Annotated in this window: 22 protein-coding genes; 8 read left to right on the plus strand and 14 right to left on the minus strand. The window is 40.8% G+C overall.

Annotated elements, in window-relative coordinates; translation table 11 throughout:
• Positions 1 to 300: 300 nt before the first annotated feature.
• The gene (locus H5182_RS19325; protein ID WP_182734848.1) at positions 301 to 1,788 is read left to right on the plus strand and encodes a SulP family inorganic anion transporter; all 1,488 of its coding nucleotides are present in this window, start codon (positions 301 to 303) and stop codon (positions 1,786 to 1,788) included.
• A 10-nt stretch (positions 1,789 to 1,798) separates the two neighbouring features.
• Positions 1,799 to 2,650 carry a universal stress protein gene (locus tag H5182_RS19330; RefSeq protein WP_145233617.1) on the plus strand — a complete coding sequence of 284 codons (852 nt, stop codon included), beginning with the start codon at positions 1,799 to 1,801 and terminating at the stop codon, positions 2,648 to 2,650.
• Positions 2,651 to 2,869: 219 nt separating this feature from the next.
• Here the strand turns inward: H5182_RS19330 and H5182_RS19335 are convergent, their stop codons facing one another.
• Positions 2,870 to 3,763: a TIGR01777 family oxidoreductase gene (locus H5182_RS19335; RefSeq protein ID WP_145233619.1), complete on the minus strand. Its 894-nt coding sequence runs from the start codon at positions 3,761 to 3,763 to the stop codon at positions 2,870 to 2,872.
• 132 nt (positions 3,764 to 3,895) lie between these two features.
• On the opposite strand from H5182_RS19335, the gene H5182_RS19340 reads away from it, so the two are divergent.
• On the plus strand, positions 3,896 to 4,936 hold the full coding sequence (locus tag H5182_RS19340) for an AI-2E family transporter (protein ID WP_182731442.1): 1,041 nt from the start codon (positions 3,896 to 3,898) through the stop codon (positions 4,934 to 4,936).
• A gap of 12 nt (positions 4,937 to 4,948) precedes the next feature.
• On the opposite strand, the gene H5182_RS19345 is transcribed toward H5182_RS19340, so the two are convergent.
• The 5 genes from H5182_RS19345 to H5182_RS19365 all read right to left on the minus strand — a co-directional run bounded on the left by H5182_RS19345 (position 4,949) and on the right by H5182_RS19365 (position 8,139).
• Complete coding sequence (locus H5182_RS19345) at positions 4,949 to 5,359, minus strand: hypothetical protein (protein ID WP_145233626.1); 411 nt, start codon at positions 5,357 to 5,359, stop codon at positions 4,949 to 4,951.
• Positions 5,346 to 6,683: an ATP-binding protein gene (locus H5182_RS19350; protein WP_145233628.1), complete on the minus strand. Its 1,338-nt coding sequence runs from the start codon at positions 6,681 to 6,683 to the stop codon at positions 5,346 to 5,348. The genes H5182_RS19345 and H5182_RS19350 overlap by 14 nt, the downstream gene beginning before the upstream one ends.
• Entirely contained in the window at positions 6,677 to 7,351 is a 675-nt protein-coding gene (locus H5182_RS19355; protein ID WP_016709350.1) for a response regulator transcription factor, read from the minus strand. Before H5182_RS19355 ends, H5182_RS19350 begins: the two co-directional genes overlap by 7 nt.
• 3 nt (positions 7,352 to 7,354) lie before the next feature.
• Positions 7,355 to 7,618, minus strand: coding sequence for a PepSY domain-containing protein (locus H5182_RS19360; protein ID WP_145233630.1), 264 nt, complete (start codon positions 7,616 to 7,618; stop codon positions 7,355 to 7,357).
• A 218-nt stretch (positions 7,619 to 7,836) separates the two neighbouring features.
• Entirely contained in the window at positions 7,837 to 8,139 is a 303-nt protein-coding gene (locus tag H5182_RS19365) for a YciI family protein (protein ID WP_145233632.1), read from the minus strand.
• A gap of 316 nt (positions 8,140 to 8,455) precedes the next feature.
• Between H5182_RS19365 and H5182_RS19370 the strand changes: the two genes are divergently transcribed.
• On the plus strand, positions 8,456 to 9,880 hold the full coding sequence (locus H5182_RS19370; RefSeq protein WP_145233634.1) for a sodium-dependent transporter: 1,425 nt from the start codon (positions 8,456 to 8,458) through the stop codon (positions 9,878 to 9,880).
• A 66-nt stretch (positions 9,881 to 9,946) separates the two neighbouring features.
• On the opposite strand, the gene H5182_RS19375 is transcribed toward H5182_RS19370, so the two are convergent.
• Positions 9,947 to 10,588, minus strand: coding sequence for a CPBP family intramembrane glutamic endopeptidase (locus tag H5182_RS19375; protein WP_145233636.1), 642 nt, complete (start codon positions 10,586 to 10,588; stop codon positions 9,947 to 9,949).
• 60 nt (positions 10,589 to 10,648) lie between these two features.
• Entirely contained in the window at positions 10,649 to 11,242 is a 594-nt protein-coding gene (locus tag H5182_RS19380) for an inner membrane-spanning protein YciB (protein WP_182760466.1), read from the minus strand.
• A 174-nt stretch (positions 11,243 to 11,416) separates the two neighbouring features.
• Between H5182_RS19380 and H5182_RS19385 the strand changes: the two genes are divergently transcribed.
• Positions 11,417 to 11,686, plus strand: coding sequence for an HU family DNA-binding protein (locus H5182_RS19385; RefSeq protein WP_145233641.1), 270 nt, complete (start codon positions 11,417 to 11,419; stop codon positions 11,684 to 11,686).
• Between the two features lie 60 nt (positions 11,687 to 11,746).
• On the opposite strand, the gene trpA is transcribed toward H5182_RS19385, so the two are convergent.
• The 6 genes from trpA to H5182_RS19415 are packed head-to-tail and all read right to left on the minus strand — an operon-like array spanning position 11,747 to position 18,392.
• On the minus strand, positions 11,747 to 12,577 hold the full coding sequence (trpA, locus tag H5182_RS19390; protein ID WP_182731444.1) for a tryptophan synthase subunit alpha: 831 nt from the start codon (positions 12,575 to 12,577) through the stop codon (positions 11,747 to 11,749).
• Positions 12,574 to 13,758 (minus strand): tryptophan synthase subunit beta, encoded by a 1,185-nt coding sequence (trpB, locus tag H5182_RS19395; protein ID WP_145233645.1) that lies wholly within the window; start codon positions 13,756 to 13,758, stop codon positions 12,574 to 12,576. Before trpB ends, trpA begins: the two co-directional genes overlap by 4 nt.
• 7 nt (positions 13,759 to 13,765) lie before the next feature.
• Positions 13,766 to 15,130: a bifunctional indole-3-glycerol-phosphate synthase TrpC/phosphoribosylanthranilate isomerase TrpF gene (gene trpCF, locus H5182_RS19400; protein ID WP_182760467.1), complete on the minus strand. Its 1,365-nt coding sequence runs from the start codon at positions 15,128 to 15,130 to the stop codon at positions 13,766 to 13,768.
• Entirely contained in the window at positions 15,123 to 16,151 is a 1,029-nt protein-coding gene (trpD, locus tag H5182_RS19405) for an anthranilate phosphoribosyltransferase (protein ID WP_149981183.1), read from the minus strand. The genes trpCF and trpD overlap by 8 nt, the downstream gene beginning before the upstream one ends.
• Positions 16,152 to 16,204: 53 nt before the next feature.
• Positions 16,205 to 16,822: an aminodeoxychorismate/anthranilate synthase component II gene (locus tag H5182_RS19410; protein WP_182734840.1), complete on the minus strand. Its 618-nt coding sequence runs from the start codon at positions 16,820 to 16,822 to the stop codon at positions 16,205 to 16,207.
• Position 16,823: 1 nt separating this feature from the next.
• The gene (locus H5182_RS19415) at positions 16,824 to 18,392 is read right to left on the minus strand and encodes an anthranilate synthase component 1 (RefSeq protein WP_182760469.1); all 1,569 of its coding nucleotides are present in this window, start codon (positions 18,390 to 18,392) and stop codon (positions 16,824 to 16,826) included.
• Between the two features lie 423 nt (positions 18,393 to 18,815).
• Between H5182_RS19415 and H5182_RS19420 the strand changes: the two genes are divergently transcribed.
• The 3 genes from H5182_RS19420 to H5182_RS19430 are packed head-to-tail and all read left to right on the plus strand — an operon-like array spanning position 18,816 to position 21,135.
• A complete protein-coding gene (locus H5182_RS19420) occupies positions 18,816 to 19,673 on the plus strand; it encodes an RNase RNM (RefSeq protein ID WP_182760470.1) in 858 nt (285 codons plus the stop codon).
• Complete coding sequence (locus H5182_RS19425) at positions 19,666 to 20,286, plus strand: L-threonylcarbamoyladenylate synthase (RefSeq protein WP_145233655.1); 621 nt, start codon at positions 19,666 to 19,668, stop codon at positions 20,284 to 20,286. Before H5182_RS19420 ends, H5182_RS19425 begins: the two co-directional genes overlap by 8 nt.
• A gap of 15 nt (positions 20,287 to 20,301) precedes the next feature.
• Entirely contained in the window at positions 20,302 to 21,135 is an 834-nt protein-coding gene (locus H5182_RS19430; protein WP_182760471.1) for a ScpA family protein, read from the plus strand.
• Positions 21,136 to 21,143 lie beyond the last annotated feature (8 nt).

Consider the following 21,143-nt stretch of genomic DNA (forward strand, 5'->3'; position numbering starts at 1 on the left):
CGCCTACACAAAAGTTACTTGGCTTGCTTAAAAATACGTTAGATGCAAGAATAAAGACGATAATTTATTCATTCTACATAAGGAACAATGTTTTGCGTTTAACGCCGCCCTAAGTTATTCCTCCTCTAAATCACCGCTGCGTGATACCTATATACCAAACATTGGTAGGCGCTTATGTGCCGTTTTAATAAATAAAAAAACATTAATGAAAATGCGGTTGTCATCGTTTAGTAAAAGCATTGTCGGTGTTTTATTGACTGCTGTATGGGCGTTAATGTTAACTACATGACAAGGTTTTTTATGTTAGAAAAAATAAAACGAGATTGGCTTTTTAACATCCGAGGGGACTTACTAGCAGGTACTGTGGTGGCGCTTGCGCTAATACCAGAAGCGATTGCTTTTTCTATTATAGCGGGCGTGGATCCTAAAGTCGGTTTGTATGCTTCATTTTGTATTGCCGTGGTTATTTCGATAGTGGGTGGACGACCAGGGATGATTTCTGCCGCTACTGGCGCTATGGCTTTACTGATGGTTACCTTAGTTAAAGAGCATGGTTTAGAATACCTTTTGGCGGCGACATTACTCACCGGTGTGATACAAATTATTGCAGGCTATTTAAAACTGGGGAGTTTAATGCGCTTTGTGTCTCGCTCCGTGGTTACAGGCTTTGTAAATGCGTTGGCAATTCTTATTTTTATGGCACAGCTGCCGGAGCTGACGAATGTAACATGGCATGTATATGCGATGACGGCTGCGGGTCTTGGGATCATTTATTTATTCCCTTACTTACCGGTGATAGGCAGAACAATTCCATCACCACTAGTGTGTATCGTGGTTTTAACTTTGGTTGCAATGTTGGTAGGACTTGAGATTCGAACTGTTGGCGATATGGGCCAGTTACCAGATACCTTACCAATATTTTTATGGCCTGATGTGCCTTTTAACCTCGACACACTGCTAATAATTCTTCCTTATTCATTTGGCCTTGCTGTCGTTGGTTTATTGGAGTCGATGATGACAGCGACAATTGTTGACGACTTAACCGATACCGCTAGTGATAAAAATCGTGAATGTAAAGGTCAAGGGATCGCGAACATAGGTTCAGGTTTAATGGGAGGAATGGCCGGCTGCGCGATGATTGGCCAGTCGATCATTAATGTAAAATCAGGGGGACGTGGCCGCTTATCAAGTTTTACCGCGGGTACTTTTTTGCTACTTATGGTGGTGTTTTTAGATGAATGGCTAAAGCAAATTCCAATGGCGGCACTGGTTGCCGTGATGATAATGGTGTCGATTGGCACCTTTTCTTGGAATTCACTGCGAGATTTAAAGAAAAACCCATTATCAAGTAGCATCGTAATGGTTGCTACGGTCGTTGTTGTTGTCGCAACGCATAATTTGGCCATGGGAGTATTGGTCGGTGTGCTATTGGCGACACTATTCTTCGCCAATAAAATTGGTCGTTTTATGGTTGTAAAGCCAGCGCAATCATCGGCTGATGAACGAGTATACCAGGTTGTTGGACAGGTGTTTTTTGCATCCTCAGAGCAGTTTATTGAGTCGTTTGACTTTAAAGAGGTCGTTGCTAAAGTAGTGATTGACTTAACTCATTCGCATTTTTGGGATATTACGGCAGTGTCGTCGCTTGATAAAGTTGTGATTAAATTTAGACGCGAAGGTGCAGAGGTCGAGATTATTGGTATGAGCGACGCGACGGCAACGATTGTTGACAAATTTGGCGTTCACAATGACCCTGAAGAAGTTGAAAAACTCATGACAGGCCATTAAGGAGAGCACAATGAATAAAATTATTACTTGTATAGATGGCTCAGTTTACACAGATGATGTGTGTAAGGCGGGGATTTGGGCGGCCAAGAAACTTAATAAATCGATGCTATTTTTGCATGCCATAGAAAAACAAAACGCTGCTGTGATTGACGACTTAAGTGGCATAATTGGTTTTGGTGCAACTACATCATTATTATCAGAGATGGCGACACTGGATGAGCAACGCAGTAAATTAGCATTGCAAATAGGCAAAGAAATGTTAGAGCACGCGAGTGTATTTGCTAGCCAACAAGGGTGTAAGTCAATTGAAAGTAAGCAGCGCCATAGCGGTATTGTTGAGGCAATTTGCGACCTTGAAGATGCAGCGCGACTGATTGTTATTGGCCGAAGCGGTAAAACTCACGAACAGAATTTTAAAGCTATTGGGTCGCATATTGAGCAGGTTATTCGCCATGTTCATACACCTATTTTAATTGCCAATCGTCACTTCAGTGAGCCGAACAACTTTATGCTTGCTTATGATGGACGAGAAACAGCAGATAAAATGGTTAAACAGATTATTGCTGGTGGTTTGTTGCATCATTTAACGTGTCATTTGGTGACTGTAGAAAATGGCAAACATGATTTGTTGGAAAAATTTAAACGCACCGAAGCGTTGCTTATTGAAAGTGGTTTTGAAGTCAAATCAAGTATTTTAGAGGGTAATATTTTTAGTTCTTTAATGGCATATAAAACTAAAAATAAAATAGCAATGCTGGTAATGGGGGCCTTTTCGCATTCAAAAATAGCACATGCTTTTTTGGGCAGTAACACCCTAAAAATGATAGAAAACACGCTATTGCCGTTAGTTATTTTACGCTAAACTACCATCTAATCGAGATGTAAAAAGATACTTATAGCTAAATAAACGTTTTAGAAGCTTCCGATAGAGCTCTAGATAGATGCTGTAAATTCGCTTAATATCGTATCTCATAATGTGGACCTTAACATTAAGTAATGAAAACATTATGAGAAATACCGGCCAACTAGCCCATTTTGACTAGTTCTATTGCCATATAGTAATCTAGCATAAATACTGCGTTCACTTTAATAAATTCGTAAGTGCAGTATCTAATGTCTTATAACGAAAGCAATAGCTGCTTTCAAGAGCTTTAGTTGGTTGTACATATTGTCCGTAAAGCAGCAAATCTGCCATTTCACCCATTACTAATTTTAGAACCCATGCAGGCATAGTTATTTTTGCTGGTCGATTTAATACTTTACCTAAGCTTTGACTAAATTCGCTATTTGATACAGGTGTTGGGGCGGTCATATTAATTGCGCCACTGAGTTGCACATTATTGATAATGTGTATAATTAAATTAATCATATCCTCGATATGTATCCATGACATGCCTTGCTGGCCATCAGCAATAGGACCACCTAGTGCTAATTTAAATGGCGGTAACATTTTGGCTAATGCACCACCATTGTTAGCTAAAACGATACCTGTACGTAATAAACATACTCGAGTATTGATTGATTCTGCTTGCAGGGCGGCTTGTTCCCAATCATGGCATAGCTGATGACTAAATTCAGGGGTCACATCAACAAAGCTTTCGTCAATTACGGTGGTTGATTGGCGACCGTAAAATCCGACCGCACTGCCTGATATAAAAGTATGCGGCGGTGTATCGCATTGGTTAATTGCAGCGCTAATTTGTTGAGTGATCGTAATACGGCTGTCTCGCAGTATTTGTTTTTGTTTTTCACTCCAGCGTTTATTTACTATGGGTTCACCGGCTAAATTGATAACGCAATCGAGATTGTTAAAATCAACCTCTTCAAGGGAGTCAGTCGCATTAATGTTCTCACCTAACAGTTTTGTCGCATTTGCAGGATTGCGGGTGAGCACTGTCAATTGATGTTCTTTGTTCAGCTCAGGGCACAAATGACGACCGATCAGGCCTGTTGCGCCGGTTATTAAGATATGCATAGCAATAAAACTCTTTTAGTAATTATGTAATCGTTATACGTAGAGTAGGCTGCTTTGATCACTTTGCAAATATTTCATTTTACAGACTTTTCACATACACTAGCTGCAGTTTATATTTTAAAGGATTGTAGTTTGGCTAGTTTAACTGGGGTAAACAAAAGTTTAGTTATCTTTGCAGCGTTGGTGATTGCTTTAGCTGGTATTAAAGCGGCAAGTGTTATTGTCATTCCGTTTGTACTTGCAGCATTTATTGCCATTATTTGTAGTCCTTTATTAAGTTTTTTTGGTCGTTACAAAATACCTAAAGGCATCGCGATCATGCTAGTGATGTTGATGGTGGTTGGCTTAGGGGTTAGCCTTGCCAGCTTAGTCGGGCAATCATTGACTGACTTTTCACAGCATTTACCTGAATATAAAAGTAAGTTACAGGATGAGTTTATTTGGCTGGTTGATGTTGCTGCCAAGTACAATATTTTGCTCAATAAAGAGCAAGTTATATCAATGTTCGACCCGGGAAAAATGATTGATGTTGCCACCGGTATGCTGACTGGCTTAGGTGGCGTGATGGCAAATTTGTTCTTAATTATTTTAACTGTGGTATTTATGCTTTTTGAAGGGCCTATGCTTAGTCATAAAATTCATATGGCATTAGACGATCCTGATATGAAAATGCAGCAAATAGACCGTTTTTTAAATTCTATTAACTCTTATTTAGCGATCAAAACAGTGGTAAGCGTTGGTACAGGCATATTAGCTGGGCTACTACTGTGGATCTTAAATGTTGACTACTTCGTGTTATGGGGGGTAATGGCATTTATGTTTAATTACATCCCTAATATTGGCTCTATTATTGCTGCTATCCCAGCAGTTTTATTAGCTTTGATCACGCAAGGACCATTGGTCGCAGGGATTGTAGCAGTAGGGTATTTAACTATTAATACCGTGATGGGTAATATAGTTGAACCAAAGTACATGGGTAAAGGTTTAGGACTGTCGACCTTAGTGGTATTTTTATCACTCATCTTTTGGGGTTGGCTGATTGGCACGGTAGGTATGTTGTTATCGGTGCCATTGACGATGATTGTTAAAATAGCCTTAGAAGCCAGCGACGAAGGGCGCTGGTTAGCGACTCTGTTAGGTAATGGTGAAGAAATCGAGTCACCTTCTAAATAACCACCGTGGTGGTCAGATAGGTTGTTTTAATACAGTAATGTGCTGCTCTAATATACGCAATTCACAGCGCTTATATACAATTGCAGCCTGGGTGGCGTTGGGTACTTTGTGTAAATAACGCCATTTACAGCTGTCTTCCAGGTATTTTTGGTAATTGATAATGCTACGTTTAAAAATTGGTAGCAACTGAGAGTTACCGGTATCTTCTTGGATTTTATTTAAATCTAAAGTGATTTTATTTATCCAGGTTTGTTGAATACGGGTTAAGGTCTCTATCTGTTTATCTAAACATTGAATATATTTTTTAGCTTCATCAGGTGTTGCTTGCTCAACGACTGTACATTGCTCTTCTGCTGCAAACGTTGTTGTACTCAGTGCTAAAAGCAGCCCAGATACAGCTATTAACCAGTTATTTTTTATCATTATAATTAAACTCTAAAATAAATTTCGCGCCGCCTAAGGTATCAGCATCTAAAATAGTCAGGGTACCGTGATACGACTTTACTAAATCTGACACAATCGCCATACCGACACCGTGTCCGCTTTCGTAGGTGTCCAAGCGGGTACCACGAGTAAGCAGGGATTCGCGTTTATCAACCGGCACACCGGGTCCATCATCACTAATAGCGATAGTGAGGTTGCGTTTTTGAATGACTTGGATATCGACTTGTGAACGACAAGCTTTACAGGCGTTATCAATTAAGTTACCCAGTAGTTCGAGTAAATCAGTTTTGTCACCTAAAAAGTAATCTTTGTCTTTAACCGCATGGGTAAAAATAATATCTTTATCGCGGTAAACTTTACTCATTGCATTGAGGATTGAATCTAGCACCGGCTTAATGGCTGTTTGTTTTTTCCATGTATCAGCTGCACCCGTTGCAGCGCGTTTTAATTGGTGTTCGATCATCACATTTATACGGTCAAGCTGCTCTTGGGCATCGGCATCGTTGGCAAGCGGGCTCGATTTTAATACTGCCAGTGGCGTTTTAAGTGCGTGAGCTAAGTCGCTTAAAGACGCACGATAGCGCTCTTTTTGGCGTTGCTGAGTTTCGAGTAGTAAATTTAAATCGGCTTTTATAGTTTGCAGCTCAACAGGATAAAGTCCTTTAATTTCTTGAATATCACCTGACTCAATGGCTTTTATTTCTTTATCCAGTCGTTGCAACGGCCGCGCGCTCCACACAAAGCCCACAGCCATTAATGCTGCAATGGCTACACCCATGACGTACATCCAGTTTACAAGGGTTTGCTTAAAACCATCCATTAAGCGCAGTAGAGCATCGTTGCGTTTTAATAAAATAAAGCGAGCATGCTCTGACTGGTCAATGTTATTTAAAATAACGGTTAGGCTAAGTTGCCAATACACGGTATTTTTATATTCCACACGACGAAAGTCGGCAGCGCCTGCTTTGGTTTCTAGTTCGTCAGGCACAAAGTTAACATTTACCGCCGACTCAGAGTGCCATACAGGCTGTTCTTCACGATAGATCATCGCATAAGTATCAGAATTTAAACGATTCAATTCAGGAGCTAAAATAGTGCTGGGCATGATAATGCCGCGCTCAGTAAAATCGACTTCTGAAATTAAAGAATATAAATGGGCTTCGAGGGTTTTTTCGGTGGCTTCGACTAACGAAGCATAGTATGCCTTACCAATAGAGAAGAATAAAATGGGTAAAGCGACCAATAAAACAAAGACAAGGATAAATCCTTGCCTTACTTTTAACGGTATTTGCGATGCTACCACTGACTTTTAAGCCTGTAACCGCGTCCGCGTAGTGTTTCTACTGGGTTTAAAGTACCATCAGGGTCAAGCTTTTTACGTAAGCGCAGTACGAATACTTCGATTACATTTGAATCTAAATCAAAGTCCTGATCATATATGTGCTCTGTTAGCTCAGATTTGGAAATCACTTTTTGTGGATTAACCATTAAATACTCAAGCACTTTGTATTCGTATGCGGTGAGACTTAGCTCTCGGTCATCAACCCACACTTGTTGTGAGCGGGTGTGAATTTTAATAGGCCCAGCAGTCATTTCAGGATTTGCTTTACCTGCGCTACGACGGATCAACGCGTTACACCGCGCTATTAACTCTTCAACATGAAATGGTTTAGTTAAATAGTCATCAGCACCAGCATCAAGTCCTTCAACTTTATCTTGCCAACGGTCACGTGCTGTTAAAATCAGAATTGGAATTGTAATCCCTTGTGCGCGGGCTTTATTGATCAGTTCAATACCGTCAATTTTTGGTAAGCCTAAATCAACTACCGCCATATCAAGAGGATATTCTGTGATGTGAAATAAACCAGCTTCGCCATCATGACAGAGATCGACACTATAACGTTCTTTTTCTAATGCATTACGCAGATTGTCTGCTAAGTGTAAATCATCTTCAATTACTAAAATTCGCATTTCTTAATCCTTCTTCACTTCGCCGGTCTTTTTATTGACATGAACGTCGACGACATGGCCGTCCGATTTTAATATTCTTACAGTATAAATATCGTTAAGTACGGTAATTTTAAGAGTTTTACCATCTTCGACTTTTTTAGCAAGCTCAACAGCTTGTTTTTTATTTATCTCAGCTTTATTGACTTGAGATGCAGCTTGGCTACTAGTCGAAAAAACACTCGAAAATAGCACAGTGATGGCGACGCTGAGAGCTAACACAGTACGCATGATGAGAAACTCCTAAACCAGACCTGAATAGTTTAATGAACCAAGTAGCTATAATTCAAGTGAAAAATCACTAAATCTGATGATTCAATGCAGCAGAGTTTAATTAACATCCGGTGAACAAACACTGAATTGTGGTGATTTGACTCAAAGTCTTATACCCATTGCATTAAAATCTGGTTCATTTAAATAGTATAATCCTGTTTGATTGTTGGTTTTACTTAGCCAGGAAAAACTTTTTTAAACGGTTTAACTTGTGAGTTTTCATATACGCCGCCGTTGACGTAAGGATCTGCTGCAGCCCATTCGCGAGCGGCTTCTAATGAGCTAAATTCTGCAATCACTAAAGAACCAGTAAAACCAGCGTCAGCTGGCTCGGCGCTATCAATGGCAGGTAATGGACCTGCTGTCAGTAATCGGCCTTGCTCGTCTAATTCTTGTAAGCGTGCTAAATGAGCAGGGCGGGCGGCTTTTCTTAATTCTAAGCTATTTTCAACATCAGTTGAGTAAATCATATACAACATGGTGTGTTCTCTGGATTTGAATATTATTGAAATTATGCTGATATTAGCACAGCAAAATTAATAGGCGAATAAATTACGATTAGTTTAGAGCGCTATTAAAGCGCGAAAGCTTTACGCAGTTTTTAGTTAACTTTCGAGGCTGTAAATTGATGCTGCGATTTAATCACTGTTAGCTTGAACAAATTTTAATCTTAAAAGAACAACAACCTCTAAGGTTTACAGTATCATTATATTTTTAAGCGGAATCTGCTTGAAAAGCCCAGCACAACACTGGTAGAGTCGCTTGAATGGTACAAAATAATAATAAGGTTTTTAAATGAGCGATACTCGTGAGCATTTTAGCTCCCGCCTTGGATTTATATTAGCAGCTGCTGGCTCTGCGGTCGGTATTGGTAATTTGGTTGGTTTTCCAGTCTCAGCAACAAAAAATGGTGGTGGTGCTTTTTTGCTCGTTTACGCGCTGTTTGTTGTGTTTATTTGTTTGCCAGTAATGATGGCAGAGATGGCAATGGGACGCCAAGCACAAAAAGATCCATTAGGCTCTTACAAGTTATTATCTGGTAATGATACTAAGTGGAGTTTTGCTGGCTTTTTAGCAGTATTAACCCCGTTTATGATTGCTGTGTTTTATATGGTTATCACGGTATGGATTTTTGGTTATTTAAGCCAAGTTGCGGTTGGTAACTTAGATGTGTTGGCTGATCCAAAAAGCTTTGGGGTGTTTATTAATAGTTCCAGCGTGTTTGCGTATATGGCTGCTGTGGCATTAATTGTTAATTTGATTTTAGTCGGTGGTGTTAAGCAAGGGATTGAAAAAGCAGCTAAGTTTTTAATGCCAGCATTGTTCGTATTGCTAATCGCATTAGTGGCGTATGTATTGACGCTAGACAATGCTATGGCTGGCGTTAAGTACTATATTATCCCTGATTTTTCTAAGATGAATGCCAGTGTCTTGAACGGTGCATTAGCGCAAGCGTTTTTCTCATTGTCGTTGGGTATGGGTATATTGATGACTTACGCTTCATATATCTCGAAAAAGGATGACATTGTTGGCAGTGCTAAAATGGTTGCACTGACTGATTCACTGGTGGCGTTTATTGCCGGTCTTATGGTGCTACCAGCTATCTTTAGTTTTAACCCAGATACTGATCCTACTAAATTGTCTGACTCATCTGTGTCGATGATTTTTGAGTTTTTACCAAAGATTTTACTCGCGCTACAAACTGATATTGGCTATGTTGGTGCATCAATTGTTGCGTTTGTGTTTTTCTTGCTGGTATTTTTTGCTGCAATTACCTCGTTGGTATCCATCGTTGAGGTGCCAACAGCTACGCTAAGTGACCGTAAAGGCATAAGCCGTAAAATGGCGTTACTGATATTAACTGGTAGCATCGGTGTACTGACAGTGTTATGTACTATGTCGTTTGGTATGGTTGAAGGGTTAACTTCATTTACTAACTATGGCGGAGCGTCTAAAAGCTTATTTGATATTGTGTATGATGTATTTTACGACACTATCTTGCCATTGAATGGTTTAATGGTATGTTTATTCGTGATGTATCGCTGGAAAAAAGTACGTTTAAGTGAAGAGCTAAGCCAAGGTTGTCCAGGCTATGCAGGTAGCTTTACTGAAAAATACGTTAATTTTTCGCTATCAACCTTTATTCCGGTAATTTTAGTAGTTATATTTATTAATACCGTAGCGACTAAGTTTTTTGCTATGAGCATTTTCGGTTTTTAATTAATACAACTAATTGAGCTTCCCATAATTAAGCCGTGTTAAGTATCATTAGCACGGCTTTTTCAGTTAAGAGATTGTTGCCGAATCTAAGTACTGACCTATTCCTAATGTAAACATCCACAGTCCCCATAAGCTGTGTTCGATAACGCAGACAAACGTGGAGCGGCTTTGAGCATAGGTAAATGCAAATAATAACCCGCCTATAAATGCCAGTAGTACTGCTACCCAATTAGCATAAACAATATGCGCTAAAGCAAATACTGTGGCGCTAACAATTATGCGCACCGTTTTTTTTGGCATGATGCGTTTATAACGATGAAAAAAATAGGTTCGAAATATCAACTCTTGCGGCATGACTGACAATAATGGATAGAACGCGAGTAACATTAACCAGTCATTAAATGAGTTTCGAGGCAGCATAAACCAATTACCTTGATTAATGATCCCGTAAAAAACCCCTGAAAACAGTGCGCCGATAAAAAAGAAACTAAACAGTCGGCGTTTCACTGCGGAAAATTGACCAAGGCTGGTAAGTCTAAAGCGTTTAAAGTGGGGATCGCCTAGCAGCAACATACCGCAGACACTCATTAACACGATTAACGCGGGGATCAGCCAATTAGCAAGGTAGGCACGAAGGTAAAAACCCAGCAAAGGAAGGCATACAAATATAAATGTAAATTCAAACCAGCGGTATTGATTGGCGTTCAAGGTCGTCTCAGCGTGATTTTGTATACTAGGCTAACAAGCTAAGACGACATATTTATGACATTAAGAGCACTTTTTATTGTCTACTTTGGGCTCATCTTCATCGGGTAAATATTTATACAACATGATGATAGTGGCAAAAAGACTGACAAATGTGATCCCCATTAAGCCAAACACTTTAAAGTTAACCCAAAAATCGAGAGAAAAGTTATAAGCGATATAGATATTTAACGCTGATATTCCCGCTGTGATCGCTATCCACAATATGTTGAGTTTATCCCAAAGCGACTCAGGTACGGTAACTTCTTGCTCAGAGTCTGATGCATTATTTAAAATGGCACTGAGTGCTTGTTTAACTAAATTTTTACCAAGAAAGTAGCGACTGATCAATAAGCTTAATGAGAGCACAGCGTAGATGATAGTGGCTTTCCACTTCACAAATTGTTCATCATGAAACACCAGCGTAAGAGTGCCTAAAATCACTGCAATGGCAAAAAACAACCATTGGCGTGTAGGCACTTTGCCTATTTTAAAATAAGAATAAGCGACCTGCAGAAAAGTGGTGCCCATTAATAATGCCGTTGCCCAGTAAATATCAACTAACTTGAATACCGCAAAAAATAAAATTAGCGGAATAAACTCAATTATTGCATGCATAGAATGCCCAAAAAATAAAACCAAAGAATAGTTGCAGAGGTTGTATCAACTTATTGTGTTGTTTACAAGGTTGACTTAGTAGTTACTAACCCTTAGCCTGCGTGCCTTTGTATTCAATCATTACCAAAATCTGCTGAACAGTGACTGAGTAAGCGGTATTTTTAGGAGCATTTTATGAATAAAGCACAACTGATTAGTGCAATGTCTGCACACAGTGAATTAACTAAAAAAGATTCTCAAGCGGCGTTATCAAGCATGCTTGCAGCCATCACTAAATCATTATCAGAAGGTGATCAAGTGCAAGTAAATGGCTTTGGCACGTTTGCGTTAAGTTATTATCCTGCACGTACAGGACGCAATCCACAAACGGGAGAGGCAATAGACATTGAAGGCGCTAACAAGCCTGTATTTAAAGCAGCAAAAGCGTTGAAAGAGAGTCTTTAACGCGTTTGATTACCAGAAAAGGGCCGCAACAGGCCCTTTTCTTATTTTCGAAGTATGAACTTACAGCGCAGTTGCAGCTTTCATGCTCGCTACGAACTCTTGTAAACCACTGAGCATAGCTTGAGGGGTATCGAGATTCGCTTCAATAATTTTCACTACCGCCGAGCCAGATATAGCACCTGCTGCACCGGCATTAAGTGCTGCTTTTACATCATCAGGGGTTGAAATCCCAAAACCTAATAACGCAGGGGCGCTGTGGTATTCTTTTAGTTTAGTGACAATTGATGTCGCCGGCATTTGTGCTTTAGTTTCTGTGCCTGTTACACCCGCACGAGATAGCAAATAAGTATAACCACGGCCATAAGAGGCACATTCGCGTAAAGTGTCATCAGGTGCGTTAGGCGTGGCTATAAAAATGGGGTCAATGCCATTACTCATTGCCGCTTTGCGAAACATTTTAGATTCATGAAGCGGCACATCTGCAACTAGAATTGAGTCAACGCCGACTGCTTTGGCATCTTGGTAAAAAGCCTCTAAACCGCGTTTAAAAACTAAGTTCGAATACAACAATAAACCAATTGGGATATCAGCATTGTACTGGCGTACTTGCTTGATGATATCAAAGCAATCTTGGGTATTTATATTTACTTTAAGGGCCCGAATATTGGCAGCTTGAATAACTGGGCCATCTGCTATTGGGTCTGAAAATGGAATACCCAGCTCTAAGCCATCAGCGCCGCCATCAATTAAGCTTTTGATTATTTCAACGCTCAGTTCTTTATTTGGATCGCCAATTGTAACAAACGGCACAAATGCACCTTGATTTAGCTCGCTTAAACGGGCGAACATTTTACCGTAGCGGTCTGTTTTTTGGATTGCTGTCTGGCTCATAACTGATCCCCTTTAGAAAGTACATCCATAACGTGTGATAAGTCTTTGTCGCCGCGACCACTTAAATTCACTACTAAAATTGACTCTTCAGTTTGCTGCTCTGCATACTTCAGTGCGTAAGCTAGTGCATGACTTGATTCGAGCGCAGGAATAATCCCTTCGTTTTTAGCCAGTAATTGGAATGCTTCTAATGCTTCGGTATCTGTAATACCCACATATTGCGCACGGCCAGTTTCATGTAAAAACGCATGTTGTGGGCCAACAGCTGGGTAATCAAGACCCGCTGAGACAGAATATGATTCCTCAATCTGGCCATCATCATTTTGCATTATATAGGTATAAGTACCGTGCAAAATACCTTTAGTTCCTTTACAGATTGTTGCACCGTGCTCGTGGGTATCAAGCCCTTTGCCAGCGGGCTCTACGCCAATGAGTTTTACACTTGGCTCGTCAATAAAATCTGTAAACATACCAATGGCGTTAGAGCCACCGCCTACACAAGCAAGCACCGCATCAGGTAGGCGACCTTCAGCTTTTAATACTTGTTGTTTTGCTTCTTCACCAATCACTTTTTGGAACTCACGAACGATGGTAGGGAATGGGTGAGGACCTGCAGCAGTACCAAGTAAGTAATGCGCTTCTTTATAATTTGCTGACCAATCACGAAGCGCTTCGTTTACGGCATCTTTTAATGTGCCAGAGCCTGCAGTAACCGGGATCACTTCAGCGCCCATTAGTTTCATTCTAAATACGTTTGGTTGTTGGCGTGCCACGTCTTTAGCGCCCATATAAATACGGCATTTTAAACCAAGTAATGCACACGCAAGCGCCGTTGCAACGCCGTGTTGGCCTGCGCCTGTTTCAGCAATAACTTGTTTTTTACCCATGCGTTGAGTTAATAGTGCTTGGCCTAACACCTGATTCGTTTTGTGCGCGCCACCGTGCAGTAAGTCTTCACGCTTTAAGTATAATTTTACTTTTGGGTTTTTAATTAAGTTACGTGTTAATGTCAGCGGCGTAGGACGGCCAGCATATTCATTAAGTAACTTTTCCAGTTCAGCTTGAAAAGCCGGATCTGTTTGCGATTTATTAAATTCGTTTTCGAGTTGTTTAAGTGCTGGTACTAGCAATTCTGGGACAAACATGCCGCCAAATTCGCCGAAATAAGCTGGATTATTCATATTAACCTCAATATTTACGGATGCTGATAAATGCATCATTTAATTTGTTTGGGCATTTTTTACCGGCGCTTTGCTCAACCCCTGAATTTAGGTCGAGTCCATGCGCACCTTGATATAATGCACCTTGAATATTTTCTGGGTTTAAGCCACCAGCAAGCATAAATGGCTGCTTAGTCTCTTTGAGTATTGACCAATCAAAGGTCTTACCGGTACCGCCGGCTTGCGTATCGCTGTGAGTATCGTATAAGTGGCGATCAACGCCATTGACAGGTGTTGGCAAGCTATCCTTCACAGCTTGCGCCTTCCAAATCTGGCAATTACTTGGTAGCAAAGGACGCAGTTCGTTTATATAGACTGCATCTTCTTGGCCATGTAATTGCACTGCTGCAAGCTTTAAGCTCTGAGCATGATTGACAACGTCTGCGATTGTTGCGTTTACAAATACGCCTACATAGGCAAGCGGGGCACTTTGCATAACTTGTTTTGCACAATCTAAATCAACAAAACGAGGGGATTTAGGTGCAAAAATTAGCCCCCCATAAACGGCACCACTTTCATAAGCGGCAATGGCATCTTGGCTACGGGTTAAGCCACAAACTTTGTTTTCACCTAAAATTACGCTTCGACAAGCGCGCTCTAAATCACGCTCAGCCATCAGTGAACTACCGATTAAAAAGCCATTACACAACGGGGCCAAGCGTTTTACATCTTGGTGTGTGTAAATACCTGATTCTGAAATAACCACTTTGTTATCAGGAATAAGCTTTCTTAGTGCCTCAGTGGTAGCTAAGTTTGTGCTCAAATCACGTAAATCACGGTTATTAATACCAATAATTTGCGCATTGAGTGCCAGAGCTCGATGTACTTCAGCTTCGTTACTCACTTCGGTGAGGATTGCCATGTTTAGGCTTTTTGCAACTTTTTCAAGCGATTGATATTGCGTATCATCGAGTACTGACAACATTAATAAAATAGCATCGCCGCCATAAATACGGGCCAAATAAATTTGGTATTCATCAATAAAGAAATCTTTACAGATCAATGGTTGCTCTACTTGACTGCGCACAAATTCGAGATAATCAAAACTACCCTGAAAATATTTTTCATCGGTTAACACACTGATGCAGCTAGCGTAGTTTTTATAAACACGGGTGATCTCGGCTAAATCAAACGGCTCTCGAATAAGGCCTTTTGACGGCGAGGCCTTTTTGCATTCCAAAATAAACTGAGTGCCAGGCGCTGCAAGGGCTTTATAAAAATCACGATTTGTGGGTATTGCTTGATGCTTAAAGCTCTCAAGAGGGCGCTTGGATTTGCGTTCAATGAGCTCTATTTTTTTATCTGCAACTATTTTGTCTAATACATTAGCCATTACTTACCTCGGAGTTTGCGTATTCTTTATTACTGCTTATGACAATGGCATTTAAGGTATTCAATGCACGGCCGCTTTGTAAAACCTCTTTAACTTGCATCGCGGCACTTTTAAAATCGTCGGCTTTATTGGTTAAATAAAGCAACGCAGCAACGTTAACAATAATGGCCGCATTGTGCGCGTCGGTGCCGTTACCAGCTAAAATAGCCATGCTAGCCTTGGCGTTATATTCTGGCCCTTCACCGGCAAGTTGTTCAAGTGAATAGTTTGCAAGACCAAAATCAGCAGGGGTAAGTGTATACTGGCTGATTTTTCCGTTGTTAAGCTCTGCGACGGTCGTTTCACCGTGCAAGGCTATTTCATCGGTGCCCGAGCCATGAACGACCATTGCGCGCGGTGTACCTAACGTTTTTAAGGTGTGTGCCATCGCTAAGCATAAACTTTCATCATATACCCCCAATAATTGCACATCCGGTGCTGCTGGATTTGCCAATGGCCCTAAAATATTAAAAATAGTACGGGTTTTTAAGGTCGTTCGCACACCCATAGCATGGCGTACGCCGCTGTGATAATGCGGAGCAAACAAAAACGTAAAGCCGGTTTGCTCTAAACACTGCGCCGCGTGTGCTGGGTTCATGTCTATATTGATGCCCAATGCTTTGAGTAAATCAGCGGAGCCGGAGTTACTCGAAACACTGCGATTACCGTGTTTGACCATATTTATACCGCAAGCTGCAGCAACGATGGCGGCGGTGGTGCTAATATTAATAGTGTTTGAGCCATCGCCGCCAGTGCCACAACTATCGACAAGGTTTGTTAAGTGAGTAATAAAAGGTATCGCATTAGCACGCATCGATGCGGCTGCTCCTGCGATTTCGTCGCTTACTTCACCTTTTATTTTCAGTGCCACTAAGATGGCTGCCAGTTCGATGTCATTTACTTTGCCTTGCATAATGGCATCAAATAACTGTTGGCTTTGACTAAAGCTTAATGATGTTTGCGTTAATAACACATCAATCATTGAGCCAATGCTCGCCTTACTGGCTGATTGTTGGTTTACTGACATACTATCCTCTACTGCTGTGCACTGGCTAAAAATTGCATACTTTGTTGAAGTAGCGCGGCGCCATTGGGCGTCAAAATAGACTCAGGATGAAATTGATAGCCAAGGGCTTTATCGTCACGATGATAAATTGCCATCGGTATTGACTCATAGTGGGCTATCACTGCAACACTGTCGGGTACTTTCGTGGCCATCAGTGAATGATAACGTGCCACAGGCATACGTTCACCCATACCTGCAAATACTGGGTGCTCACCAAGCTCAATGATTGATGATTTACCATGTACGGTTTCTCCAGCATGGCCAATAATACCGCCATAACTTTGTGTTAGTGCTTGTTGGCCAAGGCAAATCCCCAACATTGGAAAACGGCCTTTGCATAGTTCAATCAATGCCATTAAGCAGCCCGCCGCAGTGGGGGTGCCTGGGCCCGGCGACAGTACTAAAATCACTGGTTTCGTTTCCGCACACATTTTGTCATAAATCACCTGCGCGTCTATGTTGTTACGATATACCACTAAATCGCTGCCTAACATAGAAAGTTCATCGACTAAGTTATAACTAAATGAATCAAAATTATCTAAAAAGTAGATTTTTAAGTCCGTTAAGTTGTTGATGTTTTGACTCATTTTAGTGTCCTTGGTACGTCGATTGAATGGCTGTAATAACCGCTTGTGCTTTAGCACGAGTCTCATTGGCTTCAGATTGAGGGTCTGAGTCAAACACAACTCCGGCACCGGCTTGTACATACGCGGTATTATTTTTAACAAAGGCCGAGCGAATAACAATGCAACTGTCCATGGCGCCGTCACCGGTTAAATAACCTACCGCACCACCGTAACTACCACGGCGCTTACCTTCAGTTTGCCTTACCAACTCTGCCGCGCTGACTTTAGGCGCACCAACTAAAGTGCCCATGTTCATACAGGCTTGGTAAGCGTGTAGGGCATCCAGCTGAGGTTTTAATGTGCCAACAACGCGTGACACTAAATGCATTACTTGCGAATAACGGTCGACCTTTAACAGCTCTTTTGCGTGGCGAGTTCCCGGGACACTGATACGAGCTACGTCATTTCGTGCTAAATCAACCAACATTAAATGCTCAGCACGCTCTTTTTGGTCGTTGCGCAGTTCCAGTTCAATACGACTGTCTAAATCTGGATTAATTTGGCCATTAGCAAACTTTCCTCGTGGGCGAGTTCCTGCAATTGGATATACTTCAACTTGTTGTGATGTAGCACAAAACTTTAAAGCTGACTCAGGAGAGGCACCAAATAACGCAAATTCACTGTCGCGCATATAAAACATGTACGGGCTTGGATTTTGTTTTTTTAGTTGGCTGTAGGCATGTAGTGGGTTGGCGCAATCTAACGAGAAGGTACGCGATGGCACAACTTGAAAAATATCGCCATCGACAATGTGTTTTTTCAAACTATTGACCTGTTGGCAATAGAGCTCGTCACTAATATCAACACTGACGTCACTGCTGCCAGCACTTTGCTGCGCACTATAGCTATCGGCTTGGTCGCATAAGGTATTTAAACGTTCGAGCTTTTTACCCACTTCAAAACAGTTTGCATGCACATCAGGGCCATTAAAAACGTTACCAATCAGCTCAGTGGTTTTAGCTTGGTGATCAATTACCACTAAGGTTTCAGCTAAATAAAATACGTAATCAGGACAGCTATTTTCTCCATCTGGTACATCACTCAGTTGTTCAAAGTTGGCTACCATGTCGTAAGCAAACACACCGCCTAAAAATAACGAAAATGGATTGTTTGTGGTGCTGCTGATACTATTTATACAACAGCGCAAGGCACTAAAAGCATTATCGGCAATCAGCTTTGAGGCTTCATCAATATTATGATCGATAGCTTGATATTCGATGCTGAGAGTTTGCTTGTTTAATTGAGTATGGCAGTTTTCTAATTTAGTTTGTAAATAAGGCAGTAATTGCTGACCATTATTAGATTGCGCCGTTACTGTGACTGTTTTACCTGTGCAGATTATTTTTAGTGCACAATCTACCAAAATTAAACTTTTGACACTGTCTTTAGAATCAATTTCTGCTGACTCTAAGAGTAATGAATTATCTTTATCAAGCAATCCATATAGTGCCAATGGGCTATGTATATATTCTCGCACTTCGGTGATGCTAGTAACTTCACCTGGCGTTGTTGTTATATGACTAAAAATCAAACCTCATTCCCTCAAAAAAATAAAACCCCGCAAGCTAAGCTATGCGGGGTTTGAATAACGATACCTATGTTTCAGATAGACCATTACCGTCCCGCTATACCAGGCGCCACCACCAATGATGTGTAAAAGTTGCTACGTTATTCATGTTTGTTACCCTAAAATTTAAATATAAAAAAACCCGCAATAAGCGGGTTTAGAATGTGTTAGACACGACAATTCGTCACCCGATAATTTACGAGTGCCACCACCAGATAGTGTTTTGGATTGAATTTATCATTGTTGTAATTCTATTTGTGTCTCAAGTGACTACAGTAAACCGTATCAACTGCGTTAGTGTCAAGTATTTATTTAAAACAATTTATTAAAAAATTTTGTTATACTTAATAACAACTTTCGCACATTTAATATGAGCAGTCTTCTCTTTTGATAAAATACGATTTACACAGTCATACCACACATTCTGACGGGCAATTAACTGTTGAGCAATTATTATTGCGTGCAGTTGAAAAAAATATAGATGTGTTTGCGATCACTGATCACGACACCACTGCTGCGGTTAAACTTGCACAAGCATATATAGAAAGCGAATCTCTACCATTAACCTTGATATCAGGGGTTGAAATTTCCACTAAGTGGGAAAGTTTTGAGATCCACATCGTGGCATTAAACGTAGATATTGACGAGTCAACATTGACCAGCTTATTGACTATCCAACAGCAAAAACGTGCTGATAGAGCTGTCGAGATCGGTCGTCGTTTAGAGAAAAATGGCTTTGATGGCATTTATCAACAAGCGCAAGAGCTTGCCGCAGATGCACAAATTACCCGTGCACATTATGCAAGAGCACTTATTGCTCGTGGCGTTGCAACCACAATTCCTGGGGTGTTTAAAAAATACCTTGGCCGCGCTAAAACGGGTTATGTACCAAGCGATTGGTGTGATATGCAAACCGCCATTGCCGCCATTCATGCCGCAGGTGGCGTTGCTGTGATTGCCCACCCTGGGCGTTATCAAATGTCAAATAAATGGCTGCGCAAATTATTGAGTCAGTTTAAAGATGCCGGTGGCGATGCAATGGAAGTTGCACAACCACAACAAGCACCGACTGAGCGACAGTTTTTAGGCGAATTGAGCCGTGAATACGATTTACTGTGTTCGCAAGGATCTGATTTTCATTTTCCTACTAGTTGGCTAGAATTAGGAAAAAACTTATATTTGCCAAAAGATTGCCAAGGCGTTTGGCAAACTTGGGAAGGGCAAACAGGAGAACTAAATGAGTGATTTTTTTCATATTCATCCAGATAATCCACAACCACGCTTAATTAATCAAGCGGTCGACATTATCAAACAAGGTGGAGTGGTGGTATATCCAACCGATTCAGGCTATGCAATAGGCTGTAATTTAGGTAACAAACAAGCAAAAGAGCGTATTGAGCGCATCCGTGGTATTGAAAAACACCATAACTTTACCTTAGTATGTCGTGATCTATCTGAGCTTTCTACTTATGCACGAGTAGATAACCAACTATTTAGATTAATTAAAAACAATACACCCGGGCCTTATACGTTTATCTTTAAAGGCACTAAAGAAGTACCAAAACGTTTGTTAAACGACAAGAAAAAAACCATTGGTATTCGTGTAATAGAACATCCAATTACCTGCGCATTGCTAGCCGAGTTAGGTGAGCCATTGATGTCGTGTTCATTAATTTTACCCGGTGAGCAGTTTACTGAGTCTGATCCGGACGAGATACGTGATCGCATAGGTAATCAAGTTGATTTAATTATTCATGGCGGCTATTTAGCTGAGCAAGCAACCACAGTAATCGACCTGTCAGAAGATACAGTTGAGGTGCTGCGTGTAGGCTGTGGCGATACAGCTCCATTTGAATAACTACGCCGATAAACCATGAACGAACTACATACTCATGATGTAGCTCAAATACGAGAGCCGGCGCAACAAAAGTTGCCGCTGGCTTTTTTGCATGGCAAAGAAGTAATGAATACCCCGGAAGATTTGTATATTCCGCCAGACGCTCTAGAAGTAATTTTAGAAACCTTTGAAGGGCCACTTGATTTATTACTATATTTAATAAAAAAACATAAGTTAGATATTCTGGAATTGTCGATTTTTAGCATTACTGAACAATACGTCCGTTATGTTGAAATGATGACCGAGTTTCAATTGGAGCTTGCTGGTGAATATTTGGTAATGGCGGCATTACTTGCACAAATAAAATCACGACTATTACTGCCAAAACATGAAGAGCTTGAGGAAGAAGAAGATCCACGGGCTGAATTAATTCGTCGTTTACAAGAGTATGAACAATTTAAGCTAGCTGCGCAGAACCTTGATGATATTCCACGTGTTGGCCGTGATATTTTTATTGCCCACGCATTAGTGCCTGAGCAGAGCGAGCATGCTCAATTGTTACCGGATGTTGATTTAAAAGATTTACTATTTGCGCTCAGTGATGTGATGGCGCGAGCTAAAACTTTTGAGCATCATCAAATAACCGCTGAAGCTTTATCAACTCGCGAAAGAATGAGTTTAATTTTGCAAAAGTTATCGACAGCCGGCACGCAACTTCCTTTCACTGACTTATTCACTTTTGACGAAGGCCGCAGTGGTGTAGTGGTTAGCTTTATTGCTATGCTAGAGCTCATCAAAGAAAACCTTATCACTTGCTTGCAAGTCGATCCTACAACACAAATTTATATCGGTTTGATTGAAAATAATTAAACAATTAT

The sequence above is a fragment of the Pseudoalteromonas sp. SG44-17 genome, from assembly GCF_014164235.1.
GTDB lineage: Bacteria > Pseudomonadota > Gammaproteobacteria > Enterobacterales > Alteromonadaceae > Pseudoalteromonas > Pseudoalteromonas rhizosphaerae.

Bases quoted from the DNA above. Each gene is read 5' to 3' on its own strand.
- H5182_RS19380 (WP_182760466.1), bottom strand. From the start codon at position 11,242: ATGCATGCAATAATTGAGTTTATTCCGCTAATTTTATTTTTTGCGGTA.
- H5182_RS19325 (WP_182734848.1), top strand. From the start codon at position 301: ATGTTAGAAAAAATAAAACGAGATTGGCTTTTTAACATCCGAGGGGAC.
- H5182_RS19425 (WP_145233655.1), top strand. From the start codon at position 19,666: ATGAGTGATTTTTTTCATATTCATCCAGATAATCCACAACCACGCTTA.
- H5182_RS19430 (WP_182760471.1), top strand. From the start codon at position 20,302: ATGAACGAACTACATACTCATGATGTAGCTCAAATACGAGAGCCGGCG.
- trpB (WP_145233645.1), bottom strand. From the start codon at position 13,758: ATGAATAATCCAGCTTATTTCGGCGAATTTGGCGGCATGTTTGTCCCA.
- H5182_RS19410 (WP_182734840.1), bottom strand. From the start codon at position 16,822: ATGAGTCAAAACATCAACAACTTAACGGACTTAAAAATCTACTTTTTA.
- H5182_RS19385 (WP_145233641.1), top strand. From the start codon at position 11,417: ATGAATAAAGCACAACTGATTAGTGCAATGTCTGCACACAGTGAATTA.
- H5182_RS19365 (WP_145233632.1), bottom strand. From the start codon at position 8,139: ATGTTGTATATGATTTACTCAACTGATGTTGAAAATAGCTTAGAATTA.
- H5182_RS19345 (WP_145233626.1), bottom strand. From the start codon at position 5,359: ATGATAAAAAATAACTGGTTAATAGCTGTATCTGGGCTGCTTTTAGCA.
- trpA (WP_182731444.1), bottom strand. From the start codon at position 12,577: ATGAGCCAGACAGCAATCCAAAAAACAGACCGCTACGGTAAAATGTTC.
- trpCF (WP_182760467.1), bottom strand. From the start codon at position 15,130: ATGGCTAATGTATTAGACAAAATAGTTGCAGATAAAAAAATAGAGCTC.
- H5182_RS19335 (WP_145233619.1), bottom strand. From the start codon at position 3,763: ATGCATATCTTAATAACCGGCGCAACAGGCCTGATCGGTCGTCATTTG.
- H5182_RS19355 (WP_016709350.1), bottom strand. From the start codon at position 7,351: ATGCGAATTTTAGTAATTGAAGATGATTTACACTTAGCAGACAATCTG.
- H5182_RS19330 (WP_145233617.1), top strand. From the start codon at position 1,799: ATGAATAAAATTATTACTTGTATAGATGGCTCAGTTTACACAGATGAT.
- H5182_RS19360 (WP_145233630.1), bottom strand. From the start codon at position 7,618: ATGCGTACTGTGTTAGCTCTCAGCGTCGCCATCACTGTGCTATTTTCG.
- H5182_RS19370 (WP_145233634.1), top strand. From the start codon at position 8,456: ATGAGCGATACTCGTGAGCATTTTAGCTCCCGCCTTGGATTTATATTA.
- trpD (WP_149981183.1), bottom strand. From the start codon at position 16,151: ATGATTGATGTGTTATTAACGCAAACATCATTAAGCTTTAGTCAAAGC.